General features: G+C 66.2%; 24 protein-coding genes and 2 pseudogenes. 19 read left to right on the top strand and 7 right to left on the bottom strand.

The features are described from left to right. The first annotated feature begins 157 nt into the window (after positions 1-157). The 7 genes from VVS03_RS05410 (at position 158) to VVS03_RS05380 (ending at position 8,927) form a co-directional block, all read left to right on the top strand. Complete coding sequence (locus tag VVS03_RS05410; protein WP_368534192.1) at positions 158-2,116, top strand: OPT family oligopeptide transporter; 1,959 nt, start codon at positions 158-160, stop codon at positions 2,114-2,116. Positions 2,117-2,221: 105 nt separating this feature from the next. Continuing rightward, complete coding sequence (locus VVS03_RS05405) at positions 2,222-3,460, top strand: metallophosphoesterase family protein (RefSeq protein WP_368534193.1); 1,239 nt, start codon at positions 2,222-2,224, stop codon at positions 3,458-3,460. A 188-nt stretch (positions 3,461-3,648) separates the two neighbouring features. Next, on the top strand, positions 3,649-5,298 hold the full coding sequence (groL, locus tag VVS03_RS05400; protein WP_368534194.1) for a chaperonin GroEL: 1,650 nt from the start codon (positions 3,649-3,651) through the stop codon (positions 5,296-5,298). A gap of 516 nt (positions 5,299-5,814) precedes the next feature. Continuing rightward, positions 5,815-6,015: a hypothetical protein gene (locus tag VVS03_RS05395; RefSeq protein WP_368534195.1), complete on the top strand. Its 201-nt coding sequence runs from the start codon at positions 5,815-5,817 to the stop codon at positions 6,013-6,015. A gap of 91 nt (positions 6,016-6,106) precedes the next feature. Further along, entirely contained in the window at positions 6,107-6,247 is a 141-nt protein-coding gene (locus VVS03_RS05390) for a hypothetical protein (RefSeq protein WP_368534196.1), read from the top strand. 132 nt (positions 6,248-6,379) lie between these two features. Continuing rightward, positions 6,380-7,279, top strand: coding sequence for a polyphosphate kinase 2 (ppk2, locus tag VVS03_RS05385; protein ID WP_368534197.1), 900 nt, complete (start codon positions 6,380-6,382; stop codon positions 7,277-7,279). 238 nt (positions 7,280-7,517) lie between these two features. Then, the gene (locus VVS03_RS05380) at positions 7,518-8,927 is read left to right on the top strand and encodes a metallophosphoesterase (protein ID WP_368534198.1); all 1,410 of its coding nucleotides are present in this window, start codon (positions 7,518-7,520) and stop codon (positions 8,925-8,927) included. On the opposite strand, the gene VVS03_RS05375 is transcribed toward VVS03_RS05380, so the two are convergent. Genes VVS03_RS05375 through VVS03_RS05360 form a run of 4 tightly spaced genes read right to left on the bottom strand, consistent with a single transcriptional unit; the run spans position 8,924 to position 14,038 of the window. Next, positions 8,924-12,760, bottom strand: a complete 3,837-nt coding sequence (locus VVS03_RS05375) for a Pls/PosA family non-ribosomal peptide synthetase (RefSeq protein WP_368534199.1) — start codon at positions 12,758-12,760, stop codon at positions 8,924-8,926. The two genes, VVS03_RS05380 and VVS03_RS05375, sit on opposite strands and share 4 nt — an antisense overlap. Continuing rightward, on the bottom strand, positions 12,761-13,204 hold the full coding sequence (locus VVS03_RS05370; RefSeq protein ID WP_368519891.1) for a MarR family winged helix-turn-helix transcriptional regulator: 444 nt from the start codon (positions 13,202-13,204) through the stop codon (positions 12,761-12,763). Positions 13,205-13,262: 58 nt separating this feature from the next. Continuing rightward, positions 13,263-13,553 carry a rhodanese-like domain-containing protein gene (locus tag VVS03_RS05365; RefSeq protein WP_368534200.1) on the bottom strand — a complete coding sequence of 97 codons (291 nt, stop codon included), beginning with the start codon at positions 13,551-13,553 and terminating at the stop codon, positions 13,263-13,265. 8 nt (positions 13,554-13,561) lie between these two features. After that, entirely contained in the window at positions 13,562-14,038 is a 477-nt protein-coding gene (locus tag VVS03_RS05360; RefSeq protein WP_368534201.1) for an inorganic diphosphatase, read from the bottom strand. Positions 14,039-14,124: 86 nt separating this feature from the next. On the opposite strand from VVS03_RS05360, the gene dacB reads away from it, so the two are divergent. The 12 genes and pseudogenes from dacB to VVS03_RS05300 all read left to right on the top strand — a co-directional run bounded on the left by dacB (position 14,125) and on the right by VVS03_RS05300 (position 23,839). Next, complete coding sequence (dacB, locus tag VVS03_RS05355; RefSeq protein WP_368534202.1) at positions 14,125-15,387, top strand: D-alanyl-D-alanine carboxypeptidase/D-alanyl-D-alanine-endopeptidase; 1,263 nt, start codon at positions 14,125-14,127, stop codon at positions 15,385-15,387. Positions 15,388-15,389: 2 nt separating this feature from the next. Next, a pseudogene (gene tilS / locus VVS03_RS05350) lies at positions 15,390-16,268 on the top strand (tRNA lysidine(34) synthetase TilS); the annotation flags it as partial. Positions 16,269-16,310: 42 nt separating this feature from the next. After that, positions 16,311-16,898, top strand: a complete 588-nt coding sequence (hpt, locus tag VVS03_RS05345; RefSeq protein WP_368534249.1) for a hypoxanthine phosphoribosyltransferase — start codon at positions 16,311-16,313, stop codon at positions 16,896-16,898. A gap of 12 nt (positions 16,899-16,910) precedes the next feature. Then, a pseudogene (ftsH, locus tag VVS03_RS05340) lies at positions 16,911-18,905 on the top strand (ATP-dependent zinc metalloprotease FtsH); the annotation flags it as partial. A gap of 73 nt (positions 18,906-18,978) precedes the next feature. Then, positions 18,979-19,551 (top strand): GTP cyclohydrolase I FolE, encoded by a 573-nt coding sequence (gene folE, locus VVS03_RS05335; protein WP_296203329.1) that lies wholly within the window; start codon positions 18,979-18,981, stop codon positions 19,549-19,551. Positions 19,552-19,555: 4 nt separating this feature from the next. Continuing rightward, a complete protein-coding gene (folP, locus tag VVS03_RS05330) occupies positions 19,556-20,416 on the top strand; it encodes a dihydropteroate synthase (RefSeq protein ID WP_368534203.1) in 861 nt (286 codons plus the stop codon). Then, the gene (folB, locus tag VVS03_RS05325; protein ID WP_368534204.1) at positions 20,416-20,787 is read left to right on the top strand and encodes a dihydroneopterin aldolase; all 372 of its coding nucleotides are present in this window, start codon (positions 20,416-20,418) and stop codon (positions 20,785-20,787) included. Before folP ends, folB begins: the two co-directional genes overlap by 1 nt. Continuing rightward, positions 20,787-21,254, top strand: a complete 468-nt coding sequence (gene folK, locus VVS03_RS05320) for a 2-amino-4-hydroxy-6-hydroxymethyldihydropteridine diphosphokinase (protein WP_368534205.1) — start codon at positions 20,787-20,789, stop codon at positions 21,252-21,254. The genes folB and folK overlap by 1 nt, the downstream gene beginning before the upstream one ends. Further along, positions 21,255-21,725 carry a DUF3180 domain-containing protein gene (locus VVS03_RS05315; RefSeq protein WP_368534206.1) on the top strand — a complete coding sequence of 157 codons (471 nt, stop codon included), beginning with the start codon at positions 21,255-21,257 and terminating at the stop codon, positions 21,723-21,725. A gap of 5 nt (positions 21,726-21,730) precedes the next feature. After that, a complete protein-coding gene (locus VVS03_RS05310) occupies positions 21,731-22,429 on the top strand; it encodes a DUF6779 domain-containing protein (protein WP_368534207.1) in 699 nt (232 codons plus the stop codon). 2 nt (positions 22,430-22,431) lie between these two features. Then, positions 22,432-23,037, top strand: coding sequence for a hypothetical protein (locus VVS03_RS05305; protein ID WP_368534208.1), 606 nt, complete (start codon positions 22,432-22,434; stop codon positions 23,035-23,037). Continuing rightward, a complete protein-coding gene (locus VVS03_RS05300) occupies positions 23,021-23,839 on the top strand; it encodes a pantoate--beta-alanine ligase (protein ID WP_368534209.1) in 819 nt (272 codons plus the stop codon). Before VVS03_RS05305 ends, VVS03_RS05300 begins: the two co-directional genes overlap by 17 nt. On the opposite strand, the gene VVS03_RS05295 is transcribed toward VVS03_RS05300, so the two are convergent. From VVS03_RS05295 to VVS03_RS05285, 3 genes are read right to left on the bottom strand one after another with little or no spacing between them, the layout of a single operon-like run. Next, complete coding sequence (locus tag VVS03_RS05295; protein ID WP_368534210.1) at positions 23,783-24,691, bottom strand: ArsA family ATPase; 909 nt, start codon at positions 24,689-24,691, stop codon at positions 23,783-23,785. The genes VVS03_RS05300 and VVS03_RS05295 overlap by 57 nt on opposite strands. Then, positions 24,682-24,924 (bottom strand): cory-CC-star protein, encoded by a 243-nt coding sequence (locus VVS03_RS05290; RefSeq protein ID WP_290223308.1) that lies wholly within the window; start codon positions 24,922-24,924, stop codon positions 24,682-24,684. The genes VVS03_RS05295 and VVS03_RS05290 overlap by 10 nt, the downstream gene beginning before the upstream one ends. Continuing rightward, the gene (locus VVS03_RS05285) at positions 24,921-26,621 is read right to left on the bottom strand and encodes a carbon starvation protein A (RefSeq protein ID WP_368519879.1); all 1,701 of its coding nucleotides are present in this window, start codon (positions 26,619-26,621) and stop codon (positions 24,921-24,923) included. The genes VVS03_RS05290 and VVS03_RS05285 overlap by 4 nt, the downstream gene beginning before the upstream one ends. Positions 26,622-26,629: the final 8 nt, after the last annotated feature.

Here is a 26,629-nt window from a genome sequence, read left to right as displayed (position 1 = left end):
TGGGAGGCTCGTTTAGGGAATCAACCTGTCAAGTACTAGAATTTCGTTAACTCGCAACCAGGAAACTACCTGCTAGGACTCCTACCCTGTCAGGTTCTGGCAGTAATCCCCACGGGCGCGGGCGAAAAACCTCCATACTAGCTAGAAAGGACCTGGCATGGCGACAACGGAAACCGCCGCCGGTTCACAGGCGAGCCTGCGGGAGCTGACCCTCCGCGGCATCATCATCGGCGGGCTGATCACCCTAGTCTTTACCGCCGCCAACGTTTACCTCGGCTTGAAGGTGGGGCTGACCTTTGCCACCTCCATCCCGGCGGCCGTGATTTCCATGGCTATCCTGCGCAAATTCGCCGGGCACAATATTAAAGAAAACAACATCGTCCAGACCATCGCCTCGGCGGCCGGCACCCTGTCTGCCATCATCTTCGTGCTGCCCGGCCTGGTCATGGTCGGCTACTGGACTGGTTTTTCCTTCCTGGAGACCGCCGCGGTCTGCGCCATCGGCGGCATCCTGGGTGTTATGTACTCCATCCCGCTGCGCCGCGCGCTGGTCACCGGCTCCGACCTTCCGTATCCGGAGGGCGTCGCCGCGGCTGAGGTGCTCAAGGTCGGCGACGACAACGGCAACCACGCCGAAAACGCCCGCGGCCTGCGCGTCATCCTGGTCGGCGGCCTAGTCTCCGCGGGGATGAGCCTGCTGGCGGCCATGAAGGCCGCGGCCTCCTCGCTGGGCAGCTATTTCAAGCTGGGCGCGGGCGCGACCACCCTGGGCATGAGCCTCTCGCCGGCGCTCATCGGCGTCGGCCACCTGGTCGGCCTGCCCGTGGGTATTGCCATGCTGGTCGGCGTCGGCATCTCCTATTTCATCCTGCTGCCCTGGAAGACCGGGGACATAGCGGCCACGGCCAGCCTGCCGGACGTGGTGGACACCGTCTTCTCGGACGAGATCCGCTTCATCGGCGTGGGCGCGATGGCGATCGCCGCCATCTGGACCCTGCTGAAAATCATCGGACCCATCGCCAAAGGCATCGGGGAAAGCCTCGCCTCCTCCCGCCTGCGGAAGGCCGGCCAGGCCGTCGACGTCACCGAGCGCGACATCCCCTTCCCGTACGTGGCCACCACCATCGTGGTGCTGATGCTGCCCATCGGGCTGCTGCTGTGGGATTTCGTGCAGGGCACCGACATCCACGAGCACATGGGCGTGCTGATTACCGTCTCCGTGCTCTTTACTCTCTTGGCCGGCCTCATCATCGCCTCGGTCTGCGGCTACATGGCGGGCCTTATCGGCGCGTCGAACTCGCCGATCTCCTCCATCGGTATCATCGCGGTGCTGGCGGCGTCCCTCATCATCGCCGCGGTTACCCGTGGCACCAGCGCGGATCCGCTCTCCCTGGTGGCCTACACCCTGTTCACCGCCGCGATCGTCTTCGGTATCGCCACGATTTCCAACGACAACCTGCAGGATCTTAAGACCGGCCAGCTGGTCGGCGCGACCCCGTGGAAGCAGCAGGTCGCCCTGGTTATCGGCGTTGTCTTCGGCTCCTTGGTCATCCCGCCCATCCTGCAGGTCATGCTGACCGGCTTTGGCTTCCAGGGCATGGAGGGCGCCGGCGAGGACGCGCTGGCCGCCCCGCAGGCCGCGCTGATGTCCTCGGTCGCCTCCGGCATCTTCGACAGCTCCCTGGACTGGAACCTCATCTTCTTGGGCGCCGGCATCGGCGCCATCCTGATCGCCATTGACGAGACCCTGCAGCGCACCACCGCGAACAAGTCCCTGTCGCCGCTGGCCGCCGGCATGGGCATGTACCTGCCGGCCACGCTCTCGGTGACCATCCCGATAGGCGCCCTGCTGGGGTATTTCTACAACCGCTGGGCCGGCCAGCAGGACGGCGCGGAAGCCAAGAAGCGGCTGGGCACCCTGGCCGCCACCGGCCTCATCGTCGGCGAGTCCCTGTTCGGTGTGGTCAACGCCGCCATCATCGCCGCCTCCGGCGGTGACAGCCCGCTGGAGATCTGCAACGGCGGCCCCGCCGCCAACTGGGTCGGCGCCCTCCTCTTCGTGGTCGTGCTCGCCTTCGTCTACCGCTACACCGCGAAGAAGTCGCAGGAAGCCTAAGGCGCTCAGAAGACTAGAAGCAGAGTTTACGCAGTATTAACTCACGGGCTATCTCGACTGCGTAGGCTCTTCTTTTGCATTCGTATATTAAAGGAGAAAAAGCCCGTGAGTTCCTTCAACCGGCGTACGCTCTTGGCCGCCACCGGCGCGCTGGGGATGGCCGCCGCCACCACCCACCAGCCGGCCGCCGTCGCGGCCCCAGCGTTAAAGCCGCTGCGCTTTAACGCCGAGCGCCGCTGCAAGGTCATCCAGTTCAACGACACGCAGGACGATCACCTGACCGATCGGCGGACCATCGAGTTTATGGACAAGGTCTTGGACGCCGAAAAACCCGACTTCGCTCTGATTAACGGCGACGTCATCGCGGCCGGGCCGGCCACCAACGAGCAGGTCTACCAGGCCATCAACAACGTGGTCTTGCCGATGGAAGAGCGCGGCATCGCCTGGGCGGTGACCTTCGGAAACCACGACGAGGACCCGGCCGAGGAGGTCGGGGCGGTCACCGTGCGGAAGCCGGAGATGACCCGCTTTGTCCGGCAATACCGCCACAACCACAACGCGCCGGCCACGGCGGAGGGCTATGGGGTTTCGAACACGCTGATTCCCGTGCTGGATGGAAAGACTCCGGCGTTTGCGCTCTGGCTGTTGGACTCCGGCGCGTACCTCGGTGAGGAAGTGGCCGGGCAAGCGTTGGAGGGTATGCCGGCCTATGATTACCTCCGCCCGGCGCAGATCCGTTGGTACGAGGAACACTCTGCGCGGCTCGAGGCTGAGGCGGGTACTAAGGTCCCAGGATTAATGTTTTTCCACATCCCGACCTACGAGCACCGCGATATGTGGTTCGGCGGCCCCGACAATAACGCCTTGGCCGATCATGGGAAGGCCAAGGAGCGCCACCAGATAGTTGGCGAGAAGAACGAGGACGTCTATAAGGGCGCGTTCAACTCCGGTATCTACGCCGCGGTGGCTAACCGGGGAGACGTGAAAGGCATCTACTGCGGCCACGACCACATCAACACGTACAAAGGCAACTACTTCGGCGTGGAGCTGGGTTATGCGCCGGGTACCGGCTTTGGCCCCTATGGTCTGCGGGACGGCACGCCGGCGATGCACACCTTGCGCGGCGCGCGGGTTTTCGATCTGAACCTGGATGCCTCGGAGGTATACGAGTCCACTCGCGTCGTCTTCGCTAAGGACCTCGGCCTGGACATGGCCCCGGCAAAGCAACCGCTGGAGGAGCCGAGGGCCTTTCCGGACTACGTCAGCGCCCGGGAGGAGGCGAAACCGAATACCGGCTCGAGCAGCCTAAACTCCAGCAGCCTGAGCTCGGGTAGCTCGTGGTAGGCGGCGTCCTTGCACTCGGGGGTCCCGAGTGCCAGAATGGTGCTTAGCACTTGCAGAAGGCGAGTGCTAGAAATCTTGGTTTGCATGGTTGAGGTTGGTCTAACACTCGCCAATCATGCCGTCGCGGGCGTCCATGCAAACACCGACGTGAGTGTCGTCCTATCTAATAAACGAGGAGCACAAACACCATGGCAAAGATTATCGCCTTCGATGAAGAGGCCCGCCGCGGCCTGGAAAGCGGCCTGAATACCCTGGCCGACGCCGTCAAGGTCACCCTGGGCCCGAAGGGCCGCAACGTTGTGTTGGAGAAGTCCTGGGGCGCTCCGACCATTACCAACGATGGCGTTTCCATCGCACGCGAAATTGAGCTGGAAGATGCTTACGAAAAGATCGGCGCCGAGCTGGTCAAGGAAGTAGCGAAGAAGACTGACGACGTTGCCGGTGACGGCACCACCACCGCTACCGTCCTGGCCCAGGCTCTGGTTCGCGAGGGTCTGCGCAACGTCGCGGCTGGCTCCAACCCGATGGGCATCAAGCGCGGCATCGAGTCCGCCACCAAGGCCGTCGTGGACTCCCTGCTGTCCTCGGCCAAGGAGGTCGAGACCCAGGAGCAGATCGCTACCACCGCTGGCATCTCCGCTGCAGACCCGGCTATCGGCGAGAAGATCGCCGAGGCCATGTACACCGTGGGCAACGGCCAGGTGAACAAGGACTCCGTCATTACCGTGGAAGAGTCCAACACCTTCGGCGTCGACCTCGAGGTCACCGAGGGCATGCGCTTCGACAAGGGCTACATCTCCGGCTACTTCGCCACCGACATGGAGCGCCAGGAGGCCGTCCTGGAGGACCCGTACATCCTGCTGGTTTCTTCCAAGATCTCCAACATTAAGGACCTGGTCCCGCTGCTGGAGAAGGTCATGCAGGCCGGCAAGCCGCTGCTGATCATCGCCGAGGACGTCGAAGGCGAAGCCCTGTCCACCCTGGTGGTCAACAAGATCCGCGGCACCTTCAAGTCTGTGGCCGTCAAGGCCCCGGGCTTCGGCGACCGCCGCAAGGCCACCCTGCAGGACATGGCTATCCTGACCGGTGGCCAGGTCATCTCCGAGGAGGTCGGCCTGTCCCTGGAGACCGCCGACCTGCCGCTGCTGGGCCAGGCCCGCAAGGTCGTTGTCACCAAGGATGACACCACCATCGTGCAGGGCGCCGGCGCCCAGGAGCAGATCGACGGCCGCATCAAGCAGATCCGCGCCGAGATCGAGAACTCCGACTCCGACTACGACCGCGAGAAGCTGCAGGAGCGCCTGGCCAAGCTGTCGGGCGGCGTGGCCGTCCTGAAGGTCGGTGCCGCCACCGAGGTCGAGCTCAAGGAGCGCAAGCACCGCATCGAGGACGCTGTCCGTAACGCGAAGGCAGCCGTCGAGGAGGGTATCGTCGCCGGCGGTGGCGTGGCCCTGCTGCAGGCCGCTTCTGCCCTGGACAGCCTGTCCGACCTGACCGGCGACGAGGCCACCGGCGTCAAGATCGTCCGTGAGGCCCTGTCCGCTCCGCTGAAGCAGATCGCCCACAACGCTGGCCTGGAGCCGGGCGTGGTGGCCGACAAGGTTGCTTCCCTGCCGGCTGGTGAGGGCCTGGACGCCTCCTCCGGCGAGTACGTCAACCTGATGGAGAAGGGCATCAACGACCCGGTGAAGGTCACCCGTTCCGCCCTGCAGAACGCGGCCTCCATCGCCGCCCTGTTCCTGACCACCGAGGCTGTGGTGGCTGACAAGCCGCAGCCGGCCGGTGCGGGCGACGCCGCAGCTGCTGCCGATGCCATGGGTGGCATGGGCGGCTTCTAAGCCAGCCAGCATCCCACAAACCTAAGGCCGCCTCCCATACGGGAGGCGGCCTTTTGTGCTCTCGCACACCCAGAGCGCGGAGTCTTTAGGTTCCGCACAGCTATCTTTTAGTCCGTCGGGAATATAGATATTACCAGCTCTGTGCAGGTAATGATTGTTAAAGGTTACCCCCGCATTAGGGGTGTCTAGCTGAGAAGAATTAGCAATCAGAACGCGTAGAATAGGCGAAGGTTTATCGTGACGAGACAACTGTCCGTTACATTGGGCGAAAAAGATTACAAAAAAGCGTACGTATAGAGCCAAAACCGCAGGAAGAGTGGGGGTGGAACTGTTGTAGTGTCTGTTTCTGTCGGGTCGGGTGGGGCGCAAGTTCTAGGGCGTGAATAAAATGTGCAAACATGTTCCGGTTGACGCCGGGAAGAAATGTGGCAAAATTACTTCGTGTGACGCCCGCAGGGTGTCTGCAAAACCGCAAACCCTCTCCGGCGTAAGTCGGAACTAGATTAGGAGTTCAACATGGATCTCTCTCTCATCCAGACTCACATCGACAACTTCGTTGACACCTGGGAAGGCTGGGGCAAGGTCTTCGGCAACGTTGATGACATCTTCCAGGGCCTGGCCCGTCTGGTCAACTTCCTGGGTCGGGAAGAGCTGGGCAGCTCTGACTTCTTCCCGAATACCGACAAGGTAGTCAATCCTGAAGAGGCTGCTGCCTAAGTAATTCCATCGGTTAGTGGCTATCTCGGCCACTAACCACGGGCTTTAAGCCCTCCCACAATCTAATCCGACTCTCAAAGGAGAAAACATTATGTTCGAGAACGAAGGCTTCAACACTTTCGCTGAGGGCTCTTCCGCTTTCGCTGCTGATCTGGGCCGCGTCACCGACTGGATGGAGCCGCTGGTCAAGCTGGCTAAGGGCGTTTCCCAGCTCATTGGTATGTTCGTCTAAGAACACCGCTCTGACTGCTTGACGCAGTCGGCATCAGACCCCGTCTTCGGACGGGGTCTTTTTTGCTCTTTTGTGCAAAGTAGATGTCTAGATCGGCGCGCCAGAATGGGGTGGGCAGGTTACACTTAATACATGGCTGAACACAAAGACGACGAACTTCCCGAGATCGACCTAGCGCAGACCGACGGCTACGTCGTCGACGACTCTGACGAGGACGACCCGGCGCTGATTATGCCGGATGGCTCGCCGGTGCAGACCTGGCGGGAAAACTACCCCTATGACGAGCGTATGACGCGCGACGAGTACGAGTCCACCAAGCGTGCGCTCCAGATCGAGCTGCTGAAGTGGCAGAACTGGACCAAGGAAACGGGCCAGCGCCACATTATCCTCTTCGAGGGCCGCGACGCCGCGGGCAAGGGCGGCACCATTAAGCGCTTCAACGAGCACCTCAACCCCCGTGGTGCGCGCACGGTGGCGCTGGAAAAGCCGTCCCCGCGCGAGTCGACCTCCTGGTACTTCCAACGCTATATCCAGCACTTCCCGGCGGGCGGGGAAATCGTCTTCTTCGATCGTTCTTGGTACAACCGCTCCGGCGTCGAGCGCGTCATGGGCTTTTGCACCGAATCCCAGCACGCGGAGTTCCTCCGCGAGGTGCCGATGTTGGAGAACATGATCCTGGGCTCCGGCATCTCTTTGACTAAGCTGTGGTTCTCCGTGACGCGGAAGGAACAGCGCACCCGCTTTGCCATCCGCCAGATCGACCCGGTGCGTCAGTGGAAGCTCTCGCCGATGGACCTGGCTTCCCTGGACAAGTGGGATGACTACACCCGCGCTAAGGAAGAGCAGTTCCGCTACACGGATACGGACGAGTCGCCGTGGATCACCATCAAGTCGAATGACAAGAAGCGCGCCCGCATCAACGCCATGCGCTACGTGTTGTCCAAGTTCGAGTACACGAACAAGGACCACTCCGTCGTCGGCGAGGTGGACGACAACATCGTCAAGCGCGGCCGCGACCAGATTGGTGACTAGCAGAAGTTTCCTCAGGGTTAATCTCGTCGTCACCCTGCGGTGATGGGGGTAGGGAAGAGTTAGTGGGGTGAATAACTCTTCCCGTTTTTTCGTTAGCTTGATGTGCACTGCGGCCCTTGCCGCGCCGGTGGCACATGCACAGTCGTCTCTGTCTTCTACTTCGTCTTTATCGTCTTTATCTTCGTTGTCGTCGAGTTCTTCTTCTGTTTCTGACTCTGCGGCTGACTCGGGTGACCGGGTGCTGTGGTCGGAGGGCTTCGACGAGGTCGCCAACCCCGCGAAGTTCACGCACAACGTGCCGGAGCGCTGGTCGGTGTCGACGTCCGGGGTCAGCTCCGGAGAGGCGCGCTGGAACGGGTGGGCGCTGTCCACCATCCGGGACTGGACCTGGGCGGCCGGGACGGACATGCGGCACTGGTTCACGCAGGCGCATGGGAACGTGGCCATCGTGGATAGCAAGCAGCAGCGCCTCAATGAGACCGACTCCATGACCACGGCGCTGCGCAGCCCGGAGATCCCCGTCGACGGGGAAACGGTAAATCTGGAATTCGACCACCACTACCGGCAAGGCTCCCCGGAGCAGTCGGCGGTGGTGCGCGTGGCCTTCGATGGCGGCGAGGCGCACGAGGCCGCGGTCTTTTCCGAGGATGTCTTCTCCAAGCACGAGAGCCTGGAGCTCGACGTGCCGGAAGGTGCTAAAACCATGCAGGTGGAATTCGTCTACCGCAACGGCAACGATGACTGGTGGTGGGCGCTGGACAACGTTCAGGTCACGCGGCCGCTCGGGCAGGTGGGCACGCCGGAGGCGGTCGTGGACGTACTCTCCGACGTGCAGGGTGACCCGGAGGACTACCAGGACGCGGTCCGCCAGCTCAACGGCATGGAGGATAAAGCGGACGCGCTGGTGCTCAACGGGGACCTGGTCGATGATGGCTCCGAAGCGCAGTGGGATGAATTCCTCGCCGCGCACCGCGCGCAGCCGCATGATTCCGGCACGGAACTGTGGACTATCGGCAACCACGAGATGTACGGGCCCGAGGGCTCCGAGACGTACCTGCAGCGCTTCCTTGAACACTCCGGACAGGCGGAGCCGTGGGCGGAGGTCATGGCTGGCGGGGTGCCGCTGATTTCTATCAACACGGAGTACTACTCCGACCGCGACCGCGGCGGCAAGGAGCCTTTCCAGCGGCTGTCCGAAAAGCAGCTGGGCTGGCTGGAGTCGCGCCTGGGCTACTGGGAGAGCCAGGGAATAACCCCGCTGGTGTTTACCCACCCGCTACTGCCGCAGACGGTGTCGATGTCGCACTCCGCGTGGTACCAGAACGACTTCGAGGATCTGGAGGCACTCAGCGAGGTGCTCGCCCGGCACCCGAACATCGTAGCCTTTACCAGCCACTCGCACTCCTCGCTGCGGCAGAACAACTGGTGGGGCACCTACCGCTACAAGGACGCCGCCTTCCCGGTGGTCAATACCGGGGCGATCCTCAACGAATACCTGCCCGACGGCGACCACGACGAGAAAATCGTGAAGGAGAAGGACGAGGCATCCTCCGGCCTGCGGGTCAAGGTCTACCCGGACCGGGTGCGCGTGGAAGCCTGGGATTTCCAGGCCGGAAAGATGCTGAAGTACCAGGACTTCCCGCGCTAGGCGAGCGGCTCGATGGGGTTACCCTGCCAGACCGAGTCGCGCGGCACGGCATCGCCGCGCATGACCAGGGAGCCGGGAGCGACGGTCGCGCCGGACCCGATGGTGGCGGCCGGAAGCGCGACCGAGTGGGCGGCCAGGGTGGCCCCGTCGGAGACGGTGACGGTATCCAGGCTCATCACGCGGTCCTGGAAAAGGTGGGTCTGGACCACCGTACCGGGGCCCACGGACGCGCCCCGGCCGACCACGCACAGGTCCGTCTCCGGGAACCAGTAGGTCTCAATCCAGGCGCCGCGGCCGATCTTGACGCCCAGCGCACGCAGCGCCAGGTTGATTTCGCCCGCGCCCGTGGTGTGGTTGAAAAACCAGGGTGCGGCGACGACCTCCACGAAGGTGTCCTGGAGCTCGTTGAGCCAGACGAACGCCGACCACAGCGGGTGATCCGCGGTGCGGTGCCGGCCGACGCAGACCCACTTGGCCACCCAGGCAATCGCCACCGCGACCGCGCCCGCGGCCATGAGGACGAGGCCGCCCAGCGCGATCGCCACACCCAGGTTGGCGGCCTTGAGCAGCCACAGCAAGGTGGCCAGCACGCCGGCGGCCAGCATGGCCGAGGCCATCGGCGCGAGCAGGCGGAGGGTCTCCACCAGCCCGCGGGCCACCTTCACGCCCATCCCCGGGCGGTAGGTGCGGGACTCGCCGGTGGAGACGTGGGCCTCCACGCGGCGCATGCGCTCCGGCGGGGATCCCCACCAGTTGGCGCCGGCCTTGGACTTCTTCGGCGTCGAGGAGAGAACGGCCACCAAGGAGTTCTTGGACAGCTTGCGGCCCGGTCCCGTCACCCCGGAGTTGCCCAAAAAGGAGCGCTTGCCCACCTTGGACACGCCGGTGAGCATCCAGCCGCCGCCGAGCTCGTAGCCGCCCAGCAGGGTGTCGTCGGCCAGGAATGCGCCGTCCTTGACGTCCGCGAATTTGGGCACCATCACGGCGGTGGAGACCTCCACGTCGGAGCCGATCTTCGCGCCCAGGCTGCGCAGCCAGGCGGGGGTCAGCTGGCCCGCGTACAGCGGGAAGAGGTGGGTGCGTGCGTCGTCCATCAGGCGGGTGATGGTCCACGTGCGCCAGCCGGCCGCCGAGCGCACCGGGTTCGTGCCGGGCTTAAGCCCCAGCGAGAACAACCGCACGCCCGCCCAGGTCAGCGCCAGGTAGGTCGCGAAGGCCACCAACCCGCCCAGCGGGGCGAAGAGGATGGCGCCGACCGCCGGGTTGCCCGGGCCGTTAACCAGCCCGACCACCAGCGCGGCGCCGGCAGCCAAGGCGATGATCGGCAGCAGGGATAGTACCACCGAGGTCAGCCCGTAGACCGGCACCCAGCCGGAGCGCCGCGCCGGCGGGTGATCGGGGAAGCGGTGCTTGGAGCGGCCGACCTTGCGCGCCGGGGAGCCGGACCAGCGCTGCTCCGCCTTGACTTTCTTGGCCCCGGTCACGGTGGAGCCGGTCTCCACGTGGGCGTAAGCCCCGATGACCGCGCCGGGCAGCAGGGTCGAGCGCGCGCCGATGCGGGCGCCCTCCTTGATGTCGATGGCGCCGACGTGGACGATGTCCCCGTCCACCCAGTAGCCGGACAGGTCCACGCCCGGCTCGATGGCCGCGTGCTTACCCACCGTCAGCAGCCCGGTCACGGGCGGCAGGGTGTGTAGGTCCACGGACTTGCCGATTTTCACTCCGAGCAGGCGGGCGTAGTTGTTGACCCAGGTAGCGCCCGCGATGCCCCGGGAGCCAGAGGCGTCCGCCCAGCGTTCCGCGGCCCAGATGCGCAGGTGCACCGAGCCGCCGCGCGGGTAGTCGCCCGGGTCGATCCCGGCCGTGAGCGCGCGGGCGCCCAAAGCGCCGATGGGGATGCGCCCCAGCGGGGTCGCGAAGACGACCAGCAGGACGGCCACCAGCCACCAGTTGGTGTGCACGGCGAAATCAACGCCGGCCGCCTTCGCCAGGTTCGAGCCCAGCAGCAGCCAGGCGATCCAGGTCATGCCCGATAGCGTCATGGTGACCACGTTGGTCAGGGTCTGGACCATGCGGGTCCCGGCCCCCACCGGGGCCACCGAACGCGGCTCGTGGGTTGCCGGGCGCGGCTCGGCGCCGGCGAGGTGCTCGGCCAACGAGCCCAGCCGCGGGTGGTCGTAAAGGTCGCGCACGGCCACGGTGGGGTAGCGCTCCCGGATCCGGCCGACCAGGGTCGCGGCGGCCAGGGAGGTGCCTCCCAGGGAGAAGAAGTCCGCGTTCTCATCCTCCACGGACACGCCCAGCACGTCGACCCACAGCTGGGCCAACCAGGCCTCGGTGCTAGTCAGGCCGGCGCTGTCCACGCCCACGCCGGGCAGCGGCCAGGGCAGGGCCTTCTTGTCCACCTTGCCGGAGGTGCGCACGGGCAGCTCATCCATGACACAGATGCGCGGCACTAGCGCCGCCGGCATGGTCTCGGCTAGTCGCTCGTGCGCCCGGCGCTCGTCGAAGGCTCGCGCGGGGTCTTCCAGGCTCACGTAGCCCACCAGCACGGACTCGCCGCCGGGGGTCTTTTGCACGGCGACGGCGGAGTTGTAGACGTTATCGACGGCGGCGACTGCCGCCTCGACCTCGCCGAGCTCGATACGGCGGCCGCCGATTTTCACCTGATCGTCTACGCGGCCGACGAAGTAGAGTCCGTCTTCCTCTAGCCGCACGTGATCGCCGGTGCGGTAGGCGCGCTGCCACCCGAGGGTCTCCAGCGGAGCGTATTTCTCCGCGTCCTTGACCGGGTCCAGGTAGGACGCCAGGCCCACGCCGCCGATGACCAGCTCGCCCACCTCGCCGTAGGCCACCGGGTTGCCGGAGCCGTCGATGACGGCCAGATCCCAGCCGTTGAGCGGCAGGCCGATGGAGACGGGCTGGCCGGGTTTGAGCTGCGCGGCGCAGGCGACCACGGTGGCCTCGGTGGGCCCGTAGGTATTCCACATCTCGCGGTCCTCGGTGGCTAGGCGCTCGACCAATTCCTGCGAGCAGGCTTCGCCGCCCACGATGAGCAGGCGCACGTGGTCTAGGGCCTCGGCGGGCCAGAGGCCGGCCAGGGTCGGGACAGTAGAGACGACGGTGATGTCGCGGCGGATGAGCCAGGGGCCCAGATCCATACCGGAGCGCACCAGCGAGCGCGGAGCCGGCACCAGGCAGGCGCCGTGGCCCCAGGCCAGCCACATCTCCTCGCAGGAGGCGTCGAAGGCCACGGACAGGCCCGCCAGCACGCGGTCGTCCGGGCCGAGCGGGTTGTCGATCAAAAAGAGCGCGGCTTCCGCATCAACGAAGGCCGCCGCAGAGCGGTTGCTTACCGCCACGCCCTTGGGCTTGCCGGTCGAGCCGGAAGTGAAGATGATCCAGGCGTTATCCTCCGGCTGCGGCTCCTCCAGCGGGACGGGCTCGCCCCGGCGCAACGGGCGGAAGCCGGCGTCGGTGAACAGGCCGTCGATGTCGGCCTCGCCGAAGACCATCTCGGCGCGCTCGTCCGGGTCGTCCGCGTCCACCGGCACGTAGGCCGCGCCCACCGCCAGGGTGGACGCGATGGCCAGGTAGAGCTCTCGGTGGCCCGAGGTCATGCGGATGCCAATGCGGTCGCCGCGGCGGATGCCCTGGGAGGCCAGCTCGGCCGCCCAGGCGCGGGCGCTGTCGATGAGTTCGGCGTAGGTCATCACCTCGCCGTCGTCGATGGCCGCTGCTTCCGGGAAGAGTTCAGCGGTGGTGCACAGCACGTCCCAGAGAGTCCGCGGGCGCGGGGCTAGGGCACTGGCTAGGTAGTGCTGCGGGACCATTTACGCTTCTTCCTCGTCCGCGGCAATGATCGACTTGGCCAGCTTGCGCAGGTGCTTGAGCTGCTTGTTGGTGGAAGAGTCCAAGGCCTCTTCCTCGGCGGAGTCGACCAGCTGGGCCAGTTCCTTCTGGGCCTTCGCACCCTTCTTGGTGGAGGCCACGATCTGGCGGCGGCGGTCCTGCGGGTCGCGCTCGCGCTTGGCCCAGCCGCGCTTTTCCAGCGAGTCGAGCAGGCGGACCATATCCGAGGCATCGATAGCCAAAAGCTCGGACAGGGAGGACTGGGAGGTGGCAGAAGAATCCACCAAGCAGGTCAGCACCCAGTACTCGCGCAGGGTGGTCTGCTTGGTGGACAAGGCGGCCTCCACGCCGTCGCGGGTGCGGCGGCGGAGGCGCTCCAACTGGAAGGACGGGGATTCTAGCAATTCGGTGGGTATTGAGGTCATTCCATCATAGTAGCGCCCCTAAGGTCGAAAACCTAAATGATTGGCGTCAGCCAACTATTTAGGCCATTTCGCAACCGCTGGCCTTCCAGTTATCGGTCCCGCCGACGACGTTCGCCGTGTCGAGACCAAAGTTCTGCTCCAGATAGGCGGCCACTTGCAGGCTGCGCCCACCGGAATGGCAGATGACGTACACGGGCTCAGCGCTATCGAGCTCGCCCACGCGGTCGATGATTTCGCCCATCGGGATGTGGGTGGCGCCAGCGGCGTGCTCGGTGGCCCACTCGCTGTCCTCCCGCACGTCGATGAGCTGGGCGCCCGCGGGGACCTCAGTCGGGTTAACGTTACGCATAATAAGGACTAGCCCTGGTAGCGCTCGATGGCGGCGGCGTGGATCTTTTCCGCCTCTTCCTTGTTGCCCCAGCCGGAACCGGTGACCTCCTTGTTGGGCTCCAGGTCCTTGTAGCGGGTGAAGAAGTGCTCGATCTCGTCCTTGATGTGCTGCTGGACGTCGTCGATGTCCTGGTAGCGCTCCCAGCGCGGGTCATCGACCACGGCCAGCAGCTTGTCGTCGCCGCCGGCCTCGTCGGTCATCTTGAACACGCCGACGATGCGGGCTTCCACGATGACGCCCGGGAAGACCGGTTCCGGCAGGAGAACCAGAGCGTCGAGCGGATCCCCGTCCTCGCCCAGGGTGTGGTCGATGAAACCGTAGTCCGCCGGGTAGGCCATCGGGGTGAACAGGTAGCGATCCAGGTAGATCTTGCCGGTCTCGTGGTCCACCTCGTACTTGTTGCGGGAGCCCTTCGGGATCTCGATGGTTACTTCAACGCTCACGTTGTACCTCCATGAAAAGAAATGCAGATTGGCAGTAATGATTCTAGTGAACATCCTAGCGTGCGCCCGGGGTAGGGTATTAGGCGATGAAGGCAAAACATGTGTGGTGGACCTTGGCTGCGGTGGTCACCGCCGCGGCAGTGGGCACGACCGCGGCGGTGGGTATCACGGTCCAGCAGGCCTACAGCGACCTAGACCACGGCGAGGCGTATGCCCACTCCGCCCCTGGAGACGCGCTCACCCCGGCCACCCCGGGCGACATCGACGCTGCCGCGCTCACGGGGGAAATCGAGGCCCTGGACAAGGAAGACCTGGCCAATTACGGCGCGCAGATCATCGACACCACGGACGGGGCGGTGCTGTGGGAAAAAGACGCGGGCAAGGCCCTCGTCCCCGCCTCTTCCACCAAGGTGCTGACCACGGCCGCGGCCACGCTAGCCCTGGACGAGAACGAGCGGCTGCGCACCGATATCGTGCGCGACGGTGACGACGTCATCATTAAATCCGCCGGCGACGTGTGGATGACCCACGAGCAGCTGGAGCGCGCCGCGGAAGAGATCGGAAGTGCTTCCCGCGTGCTAATCGACAACTCCGTCTGGTCCGGCCCCGACCAGGCCACCGGCTGGGACCCGGAAAACGTGGACGAGGGCTACGTCGCCCCCATGCAGCCGTCCATGATCTACGGCGGGCGCCTGGGCGCTACCGAGGGCGACGTGCCGCGCAGCCACCAACCGGCCCGCGATGTCGCCCAGCAATTGGCCGATCGCCTGGGCGCAGAGGCCGGCGAGGGTACCGCCCCGGAGGGAGCGCAGGTCGTGGCCACCATCGAATCCGAGCCGCTGTCCCTGCGCGCCGAGCAGATGGTCAAGCACTCCGACAACGTCGCCGCGGAAGCCATCGCCCGCGAGCTTGCCCTCCACCAGGGCAAGCCGGCCAGCTTCCAAGGCGCGACCGAGGCCACCTTCGAGGTCCTGCAGGAAGCCGGCTACGACCTGAGCGGGGCGCACCTGGAGGACAACTCCGGCCTCTCGCCGGACAACCGCCTTAACGCCCAGCTGCTGGCCCACCTGGTCGAGCACGCCGCCGAGGACGCGGACCTGCGCCCGCTGCTGACCTACCTGCCGGTCGCCGGCGGGGAGGGCACCCTTTACGAGCGCTACGGCGACCTTTCCGGCAAGGGCTACGTGCGCGCCAAGACCGGCACCCTCACGGGCACCGCCGCCCTGGCCGGCACCGCCCAGGGCCAGTCCGGCCGCATCTACGCCTTCGCCTTGCTGACCAACGACGGCGAGCTGCTGTCCGCCCGCGCCAACCAGGACGCGCTGACCAGCATCCTGGCCAAGTACTAGCCATGGCCGAGCCCTTCTGGCCGCGGAAATCCCCGCACTTTCTGGCCTGCCGCACCGCGGTGCGGCCCTTCGCGGAGGGCTATCCCGCTGTCACCGTCGGGCTCTCCGGCGGGGCGGACTCCTTCGCCCTGACCGCCGCCCTGGCGGCCGAGTACGGAGAGCACAAAGACAAAATCACCGCCGTCTCCGTCGATCACGGCCTGCAGTCCGGCTCGCGGGAGGTATCCGAACGCGCGGTGGAGGCGGCGCGGCAGCTGGGCGTGGCCGGGGAGATCGTTACCGTCGACGTGCCCGAGCCCACCGAGGCCGCCGCCCGGGTCGCGCGGTACCAGGCGCTCGGCACCGAAAGGCCCGTCCTGGTCGCCCACACCGCCGACGACCAGGCGGAAACCCTGCTGCTGGGAGCCCTGCGCGGCAAGGCGACGGGCATGCGAAAGGTGGAAAACAACCTCTGGCGGCCGTTCCTTAGTATCAGGAGAGCCGACACCGCGGGCGCGTGCCGGGAGCTGGGCTATACCCCCTGGCAGGATCCGCAGAACGCCGATGCCCGCTTCCGCCGCGTGGCCATCCGCACCCAGGTCCTGCCGCTGCTGCGCGACATCATCGGCGGGGATCCCACCCCGGCGCTGGCCCAGGCGGCCGCGGACGTCGCCGCCGACGACGAGCTGCTTAGCCCCGCGCGCCTAACCGACGACTGCGCGGAGCTGGCCGCGCTGGCCGAGCCGCAGCGCCGCCGCGCGATTGCCGGCTGGCTGAACGCGCACGGCGTGCCGGTGAGCCGGGCGGCCATCCGGGGCATCGACAAGCTGTGCACCGACTGGCACGGCCAGGGTCCGGTGGCGGTGCAGAGCTTGGAAGTGCTGCGCCGAGGTGGCAAACTGTCACTGGTAGAAGCGAAGAAGAAAGGTCACCCCACCATGACTCTGCACGAGGCCAAGGACTACTCCGTGCCGGACAAGCGGTACGGCTCTGATGTGGAAGCGGTCCTCCTCTCCGAAGACGACATCGCCCGCCGCGTCCAAGAAATGGCCGACAAGGTCTCCGAACACTACCGCGACGCCGAGAACGAGCTGCTGCTGGTCTGCGTGCTCAAGGGCGCGGCTTATTTCCTCACGGACTTCTCCCGGGCGCTGTCCATCCCGGCCCAGCTCGAGTTCATGGCCGTTTCCTCCTACGGCAACTCCACCTCTTCTTCCGGCGTGGTGCGCATCCTCAAGGACCTGGACCGGGACATCGCGGACCGCGACGTGCTCATCGTCGAAGACATCATCGACTCCGGCCTGACTCTGTCCTGGCTCATCGGCAACCTGGAAAACCGCAACCCGAAGTCGCTGCAGGTGGTCTCCCTCCTGCGCAAGCCGGAGGTCGTCAAGGCCAAGCTGGACCTGTTCGACGTCGGCTTCGACATCCCCAACGAGTTCGTGGTGGGCTACGGCCTCGACTTCGCCGAGCGCTACCGCGACCTGCCGTTCGTGGGCACCCTGCACCCCAGTGTCTACAGCAACAACTAGACTTATTCCTTGATGAAAAACCAGAAAATCCTCCGCTACGGCGGCATCGCGGCGGTCCTGCTCATCGCCCTGTACGCCTTTACCTTCCTGACCGACGACACCCGCGGCTACGAGCCGGCGGATACGTCGGTGGCCATCCAGCAGCTGCAGGACGGCAATGTGAAGGAAGCCCAGATCGACGACCGCGAACAGCGGCTGCGCCTGGAGCTGAAAAAGCCCATCACGGTCGAGGACCGCGAGGGCGTCGAGCAGATCGTCGCGAAGTACCCGGCCCGGGCCAGCGAGCAGATCTTCAACGCGGTCAAGGACACCGACGCCGAGAAGTACGAGACCAACGTGACCCAGGAATCCTTCCTGGGCTCCATGCTCAGCTTCCTGCTGCCCATGCTCTTGCTCTTTGGCCTTTTATTCTTCTTCATGTCCCGCATGCAGCAGGGCGGGGGAATGTTCGGCATCGGCGGCAACAAGGCCAAAGAGCTCACCAAGGACATGCCGACCAACACCTTCGAGGACGTGGCCGGCGCGGACGAGGCCGTCGACGAGCTTCAAGAAATCCGCGACTTCCTGGAGGATCCGACCCGCTACCACGAGCTGGGTGCGAAGATCCCGCGCGGCGTGCTGCTCTACGGCCCGCCCGGCACCGGTAAGACGCTCCTGGCCCGCGCCGTGGCCGGCGAGGCGGGCGTGCCCTTCTATTCCATCTCCGGCTCGGACTTCGTGGAGATGTTCGTGGGCGTGGGTGCCTCCCGCGTGCGCGACCTGTTCAAGCAGGCCAAGGAGCACAGCCCGTGCATCATCTTCGTCGATGAGATCGACGCCGTCGGCCGCCAGCGCGGCTCCGGCATGGGCGGCGGCCACGACGAGCGCGAGCAGACCCTGAACCAGCTGCTGGTGGAGATGGACGGCTTCGGCGACCGCGAGGGCGTTATCCTCATCGCCGCGACCAACCGCCCGGACATCCTGGACCCGGCGCTGCTGCGCCCGGGCCGCTTCGACCGCCAGATCCCGGTCACCGCCCCGGACCTGGCCGGCCGCGAGCAGATCCTGCGCGTGCACTCCAAGAATAAGCCGCTGGGCAAGGACGTGGACGTCACCCAGCTGGCCAAACGCACCGCCGGCATGTCCGGCGCCGACCTGGCCAACGTGCTCAACGAGGCCGCGCTGCTGACCGCCCGCATCGGCGGCAACGTGATCACCGCCGACGCCCTGGAGGAGGCCACCGACCGCGTGGTGGGCGGCCCGCGCCGCCAGTCCAAGATCATCTCCGAGCAGGAGAAGAAGGTCACCGCCTACCACGAGGGCGGGCACACCCTGTCCGCGTGGGCGCTCAAGGACATCGAGCGCGTCTACAAGGTCACCATCCTGGCCCGCGGCCGCACCGGCGGCCACGCCATGACCGCCCAGGAAGACGACAAGGGCATGTACACCCGGGACGAGATGTTCGCCCGCCTGGTCTTCGCCATGGGCGGCCGCGCCGCCGAGGAGCTGGTCTTCGGCCACCCGACCACCGGCGCTTCCGCCGATATCGAGCAGGCCACCAAGATCGCGCGCGCCATGATCACCGAATACGGCTTCTCCCCGGAGCTGGGCACCGTGAAGTACGGCCAGGAACAGGGCGATCCCTTCGGCGGGCGCCCGGGCGGGACCAGCGAATACTCCGAGCAGATCGCCGCCAAGATCGACGAGCAGATGCACTACCTGCTCGACCGCGCCCACCAGCAGGCCTACGAGATCCTGGCCGAGCACCGCGACTACCTGGACGCTTTGGCCACCGAGCTGCTGGAGAAGGAAACGCTGCGCCGCCCGGACCTGGAGCGCCTGTTTACCGACATCGTCCCGCGCGAGTCCTACGACGTCTTCCCGGGCGAGAACGTGCGCTTCCCGCAGCAGGCCGGCCGCGAGCCGGTCAAGACGCCGGTCGAACTGGCCAAGGAGCGCGGCGAGGAGCTGCCCAAGCGCATGACACTGCTGGACGCCTCCCGCGCGGCCCGCGAGCGCCGGGAGGCCGGCGAGACCCCGTCCGGCGAGTACGGATTCAACTTCGGCGAGCACGCCGGGGACTACGAAAAGGACCGCGACGATGACTAATTCCTTCGACCAGCCGCGCGCCGAGGCGGCTATCCGCGAACTCCTGTTGGCCGTGGGCGAAGACCCGGACCGCGAGGGCCTGCAGGAGACCCCGGCCCGCGTGGCCCGCTCGTATGCGGAGATCTTCGCCGGCCTGCACGTGGATCCCACCGAGGTGCTGCACAAGACCTTCGCCGAGAACCACGAAGAGCTGGTCCTGGTGCGCGATATCCCGATCTATTCCACCTGCGAGCACCACCTGGTGCCCTTCTACGGCGTGGCCCACATCGGCTATATCCCCGGCAAGGACGGGCACGTCACCGGCCTGTCCAAGCTGGCCCGCCTGGCGGATATGTACGCCAAGCGCCCCCAGGTGCAGGAGCGCCTGACCACCCAAATCGCCGACGCGCTGACCGATACCCTGGGCGCGCAGTCGGTTATCGTGGTCATCGAGTGCGAGCACCTGTGCATGGCCATGCGGGGCATCCGCAAGCCGGGCGCGACCACCACGACGTCCGCCGTGCGCGGCGGGTTCAAAACCAACGCGGCCTCACGCGCTGAGGTCATGAGCCTAATCCGGAGCTAATACCATGTCGATTGCAGATCTGTCCGCCCCGACCGGCCGCACGCTGGTCATGGGGATTGTCAACGTGACCGAGGATTCCTTCTCCGACGGCGGCAAGTGGCTGGCCGTCGACGACGCCATCGCGCACGCCCACGAGCTCGTGGCCCAGGGCGCGGACATCATCGACGTCGGTGGCGAGTCCACCCGCCCGGGGGCTACCCGCGTGGACGCGGGCGTCGAGCGCGACCGCGTCACCCCGGTGATCAAGGCCCTGCACGAAGACGGGATCCTCACCTCCGTGGACACCATGCGCGCCAGCGTGGCGGCCGCCTCCGCCGAGGCCGGCGTGGATCTACTCAACGACGTCTCCGGCGGCCTGGCCGATCCGGACATGTTCCGCGTGATGGGCGAGACCGACCTGCCCGTGTGCCTGATGCACTGGCGCACCGTCCGCTTCGGCGACGCCGCGGGCGCGGCCGACCACGGCGGCGACGTCGTGCGCGACGTGCACAACGTCCTGGACGATCTGGTAGGCAAGGCGTTGCAGGCCGGCGTGCGCGAGAGCAACATCAGCATCGACCCGGGCCTGGGATTCGCCAAGACCCCGCAGGATAACTGGGCGCTGCTGAAAGCCCTGCCCGAATTCATCGACGGGCCTTACCCGGTGCTCGTCGGCGCTTCCCGGAAGCGTTTCCTGACCGGCATCCGGAAAAACCGCGACCTGCCGGCCGGCCCGACTGAAGCCGATCCCGCGACCGCCGCCGTGACCGCGCTGTCCGCCCAGCTGGGCGCGTGGTGCGTGCGCGTGCACGAGGTGGCCGTTTCCCGCGACGCCGTCGATGTCGCCGCCGCCTGGAAGCTCGGCGCGGATTACCAGGGGAACTAATGGCAGACCGCATTGAGCTCACCGGCCTGGAGTGCTACGGCTACCACGGGGTCTTCGACCACGAGAAGCGGGACGGCCAGAAGTTCCTCGTCGACATCACCTGCTGGTTGAGCTTCAGCCCGAGCGACGACCTGGCCGAGACCATCAACTACGCGGAGCTGGCGGATCTCGCCGCCGGGATCGTCGAGGGCGAGCCCTACGATCTCATCGAGACCGTCGCCTCCCGGATTGCCGACGCCGCAATGGAAGCCTACGAGCAGCTCTTCGCCGTCGAGGTGACCGTGCACAAGCCGCAGGCCCCCATCGAGCGCACCTTCGGTGACGTCGCCGTCGTCGCCCGGCGCTCGAAGAAGACCATCCGGAGGGGCTAATGCGCGCGGTACTATCCATCGGCTCCAACATGGACGACCGAGAAAAACTCTTGGAGACCGTCTTCCGCGAGTTCGCGGACCAGACGGTGGCGGCCTCACCCGTCTATTCCACCCCGCCGTGGGGCGTTACCGACCAGGACGAATTCCTCAACGCGGTGCTCATCGTCGACGTGGAGGAGACCCCGATCGAGCTGCTGCGCCGCGGTCAGAAGCTCGAGCAGGCCGCCGACCGTCAGCGCATCCGGCACTGGGGCCCGCGCACCCTGGACGTCGACATCGTCGACATCGACGGCTACGTCAGTGACGACCCCGCGCTGACCGTGCCGCACCCGTACGCCCACGAGCGCGCCTTCGTCCTCGTCCCGTGGCTGGCGGCCGACCCGGACGCGCGCCTGAGCGGCGTGCCCGTCCGCGATCTGATCGCGAAGCTGGACCCGGCCGAGGTCGCCGAGATCAAGGAACGCTAAGTGAAACGCACCTCCATTGGAACGCTAGTCGGGGTAGGGCTCTTCGTGGCCGCCGCGGCCGCGATCCTGACCGGCCGCTTCTACGGCTCCATGCTGGCCATCCCCGCGACGGTGTCTATCACCCTGTGGGTCATGACCGCGCTCTGCCTAGGCCTGGCGTGGAAGGTGCGGCAGGCCAAAAACGACGACGGCATCGGCCTGGACCGCACCCAGCTGAACCCCCTGACGATTGCCCAGTTCATGCTGGTGGCGAAGGCCTCGGCGTGGACCGGGACCATCGTCGGCGGCGCGTACGCAGGCATTGCCTGCTACGTCGTCCCGAACGCCGGCCGCCTGGCCGCCGCCTCCGACGATCTGACCGGCGTGTTGGCCTCCGCCCTGGGTGGGCTGGCCATGGCGATTGCGGGAGTGGTTTTGGAGCGATACTGCGAAGTCCCTCCGCCCGAAACGGGATCGGACGCGTTAGAGTAGTAGCCATGAATAACCAGACCGATCGCGGCCAGATTGGGCTCGCAGTGCTGGTGGTGCTCGCAATTGTTGCCAGCATCGTCATGCTCATTGCCGGTTCCGACGCCGCGCTAAAGATCGCACTTCTCGCCGCTCTGTGGGCCGCTGTGGTCGGGTTCTTCCTCGTCACCCGCTACCGCCGCCTGGCCCAGAAGAGCGAGGACGAGCTCGCCTACCGCGAGAAGCTCCACCAGGCGGAGCTGGAAAAGGCACAGACCGCCGAAGAGCCGGAGGTCCTCGCCGAGATCCGTGAGCAGCTGAGCACCATCCGCAAGCAGCTGGAGGATCTGTCGGGCCGCGAGTTCGGCTACGAGCCGGCCGCCCTGCGCGCCGAGGCCCGCCGCATCATGGAGCTGGAAGACAACTTCAAGCAGACCTCCGCCGGCGCCCCCTCCGAGGACGCCATCGCCGGCCGCCTGGGCAATCAGACGCCGCAGGAGACCCCGCTCGAGGAGATCATCAAGGAAAAGCAGGAAGCCGAGGAGCCAAAGAAGGAAGGCCCCACCTTCCAGACTGACTCTTTCCAGGCCGTGCGCTGGGATAGCGGCGGGGATCCGGAAGTGGGCAAGCCGAAGGAAGAAAAGCGCGGCCGCCGCCGCCAGGACGCTCACCGCGAGGGCTCGGTCTCCGTCGCGGAGCTCATGGCCGAGATGAAGAAAAAGAAGTAGCCGTGGACGCACCGCGCATGCGCATCGGGGTGATCGGTGACTCCGCCCCCGGAAAGCTCTTCGCCGAACGCCTGTCCGAAGCCGGCCACAAGCTCGGCACCGCCGCGGACGCGGAAGCCCTCATCCTGGCGGTGGAGGAAGACCGGCTGCCCGGGGCCATCGACGAGGCAGCCGGCATCGTCCGCTCCGGCACCATCGTCATGCACACCTGCCTGACCCGGGGCGCGCAGGCCCTCGATGCCCTGGAGACCCGCGGCGCTATCGTCGCCGCTGTCTGCCCGGTCGATGACGAGGCCTGGGCCGTCGATGCCCTAGACGAGCTCGGCGAGACCGTCGCCACGCTCCTGGTCTTCGAGGCGCGTGGGAAGTATATGCTGCTCGCTGATGCCGACCGCCCCGGCTTCGTCGCCGGGCTCTACAAGCAGGAAATGCTGCGCGAGATCCTCGCCCGGGAGGGCGGCGGCAACGACTACACGCTGCTTTCCGCGCAGCAGATCATGGCCGGTTACAACGGGGAACCCGCCTACCTAAGCTATGCCCGCCGGCTGGCAGAATTGCGCGGGGACATCGACCTAGAATTCTGGGGGAATAATGATCGAAACCAGTGACTTTGCCAAGATCCGCATGGTCGGTAGCGCGTACGCGAAGACCGGCCGGCCCGTCGTGCTGGTTATCCTGGGCGACGGAGTGCACGCCGGCCACCAGGCGCTCATCCGCGCGGCCCGCGCCATCCGCTCGGCCGTCGTGGTCGTTGCGCTGCGGGAAGGCGACGCCCCCGACGCCGACGTGGTCTGGCACTACGATGCCGAGACCCTCTGGCCGCACGGAAAAACCATCACCGTTCCGACCCCCGACCGGGGCCTGGAACCCGTCCAGGATCTGGCGCTGCCGCTGGCGCTCATCAGCGCGCTACGTCCCTCCGACGTCGTGGTCGGGGAGAAGGACTACGAATACAACCTGGCCTTAAACCAGGCCGTGCGCGATCTGCACCTGGGCGTGAGCCTCCACGGCGTGCCCACCGTCCGCACCGCCGAGGGCGTGGCGATGAGCCTGCGCAACACCCGCCTGCCTGCCGAGTACCGCACCGCTGCCACCGCGATCTCCGCCGCGCTGACCGCCGGGGCGCACGCGGCAGAAGCCGGCGCCGAGCACGTCCTCGAGGTCACCGAGTCCGTCCTTCGCTCCGCCGGCGTGGATCCCGACTACGTCGCCGTGCGCGGCAAGGACCTCGGCCCCGCGCCCGAGCAGGGCGATGCCCGCCTCCTCGTCGCCGCCACCCTGGGCGGAATACGCCTTATCGACAACGTCGGCCTGCCGCTGGGCGTGGGCTTTAAGAACTGGGACGAGTACCAGTCAGAGCAGCTCCGCGATGAAACCGAGTTGCTCCGGTCCCACGTCCGCGGGAAGTAGCGGCACCTCCACGGTCGGGACTGGCAGCGCCAAGCCGCTAAGCGCCGCGTCCTCGATCCGCCGGCGGGCCTCCATAAAGCTGCCTTGCCCCTGCGGTGACCGGCGATTGACGATAACCCCGCCCACGATCATCCCACTGTCCCGGAGTTGGTGATAAAACTCGGTGGTTTCCAGCACCGGGAGCCTCTCGGGGGTTAGCACCAGATAGAACTCGGAGTCCTGCTGCAACGTCGCCCGCAGCCGCACGAAACGCTCCCGGCGGCGCCAGAGGATGCTCCGGATCTCCTGGTTGCGCTTATCCACCTGCTCGGAACCGGCCTCCCCGCCGAGCCCGCGGACCAGGGAGCTAAAACGATCCGAACGGTCCCGCCGCTCCAACAGCCCGTCGGTCCAGGCCTGCATAATTTCGGGCAGCTCCACCAGGCGGGCGGTGTGGCCGCTGGGGGCGGTATCGAAGATGATCCGTTCGTAGTCGGTATCGACCAGGTCCGCCATGCGCTCCAGCAGCGCGGATTCGTGCGTCCCCGGTGACTGCCGGGCCAGGTCCAGGTGCCGGTTGACCTGGGAGTGCAGCCGCTCCGGCATCATCTTGTGCATCGTGTGCCGGACCTCGGCCAGGTGTTTTTCCGTGACCTCGGCCGGGTCGATCTCCACGATGTCGAGGCGGTCGGCGACTGGCGTGGGGGTATCGCCCAGCGAGACGTCCCAGAGGTGCCCCAGGTTGTGCGCCGGGTCCGTCGAAACCAACAGCGTCGAATGCTGCTGCGCGGCCTTCCACGCCGCGGCGGCCGCCAGGGTGGTCTTGCCGACGCCGCCCTTGCCGCCGAAAAACGTCACCGGTTTTAGCAGCATGAGATGCCCTCCAGCGGGGAGCGATCCATCCCCATACGCCGATGCCAGGCGTGGAACTCGTCGTAGACGACCGGCAGCAATTCCAGGGTGTAATAGGTCGCCGGGTTGGGAACCCCGAGCGCCTCCGACATCACCAGCAGCAGGAACAGGTCATCCTCCTCCTGCTTGGCTTTGGCGAAGGTCGCCCGGTAGGGGCCGGCGTAGTAATCCTGGAGCAGCTGCCGCAGGCTCATCGGACCGGCTCCGGGGCGTCGACGTCCTCGTCGGTCCAGGTAATGGCCGGGCTTCGCCGCGCACGCTGGAGGGAAGCGAGCGCCTCGACGGTGACCCACAGGGCGGCGATGAGGATGATGACGTCCATGACCAGCAGCAGCCAGTTCTGCTCCTGCCAGAAGGTGCCGAGCTGCATAATCAGCGCCCAGACGGACATGACCATGAGGAAGGCGAAGGGGATGAGCACCGGCAGGGTCGGCCGGCGCAGGTAGGTCAGGATGACGGCCAGGATAGCCAGGGTCAGGCCGGCCATCAGCTGGTTGGTGGTGCCGAACAGCGGCCAGATAGTCATGCCGCCCGAGCCGTCGGTGCCCTGGGAGAAGGTCAGCGCGAAGGCCACGCCGACCGCGATGCAGGTAGCCACCAGGGCGCCGATCCGCACCCCGACGACCTCGCCGATTTCTTGGACCACGAGGCGCTGCAGGCGGATGCCCGAGTCCATGGTGGTGGCGGCGAAGAGCACGGCCATGGTCGCGAGAATGGTCCCCGACAGCGAGGTGGGGATACCGAGGCCCTCGTTCATCAACGAGCCACCACCGGCGACGAAGGCGTCCACGCCCCCGGCGTTGAACTCGTGATAAATCTCTTCCCAATCTTGGATGGTCTTGAACCCGGCCGTGGTCGCGATGATCGTGCCCAGGGACAAAAGGCCCTCACCGACGGCGCCGAAATATCCGACAAAGCGGGCGTCGGTTTCCTTGTCCAGCTGCTTCGAGGAGGTTCCCGAGGCCACCACGCCGTGGAATCCGGAGATCGCGCCGCAGGCAATGGTGACGAACAGCAGCGGGAAGATGGAGGGGGTGCCGTCCGGGACGGCATCGTTAAGCGCCGGGGCGACGATGTCCGGGGCGGTGAACAGGAAGGCGCCGTAGAGGATGGCCAGGCCAATGAAAAGCTGGAGGCCGTTGATGTAGTCGCGCGGCTGGAGCAGCACCCAGACCGGCAGCAGGGAAGCCGCGAAGGCGTAGATGAACAGCGCGATGATCCAGACGCCGTTGGCCGGGATCCCCAGCACGGTCTCCGGGAGCACCACCGGCACGCGGTCGCCGATGATCATCAGCGCGTAGAGGGCCACGACGCCGACGATGGAGACCACCGGCAGGTTCCAGTTAAAGCGGTAGATTGCCTGACCGATCAACAATGCCACGACGATGGCGCCCCAGGTCGGGATGACCGCGGTCGGGGTGGAGACCAACAGGTTGGAGATGACGACCGCGAAGGCGGTGTTGACCATCAGCAGGAGGAGGAAAATAACGACCAGGAAGAGGTTGCGCCCGCGCGAGCCGATGTAACGGCCGGACAGCGTACCGATGGACTGGCCGCGGTGACGCTGCGATGCCCACAGCGCGCCGAGGTCGTGCATTCCGGCCATGAGGACGGTGCCGATGGTCACCCACAGGAACGCGGGCAGCCAGCCCCAGATGACGGCCACGGCCGGACCGATGATCGGGGCCGCGCCGGCAACAGAGGTGAAGTGGTGCCCCCACAGGACGTACTTGTTGGTGGGCACGTAGTCGACGCCGTCGCGCATGGTGTGCGCGGGGGTGGCGTAGTTAGGGGAAAGTCGGAAAATTCGGTTTCCGAGGAAACGGGAATAGAGCAGGTACCCGGCGGCCATCATCGCGACGCCGATGGCAGCGAGTATGAGTGAGTTCATGATACCCT

It is taken from the genome of Corynebacterium sp. LK2537, assembly GCF_040946485.1.
Taxonomy (GTDB): Bacteria; Actinomycetota; Actinomycetes; order Mycobacteriales; family Mycobacteriaceae; genus Corynebacterium.
This window is presented reverse-complemented; position numbering and strand designations above follow the sequence as displayed.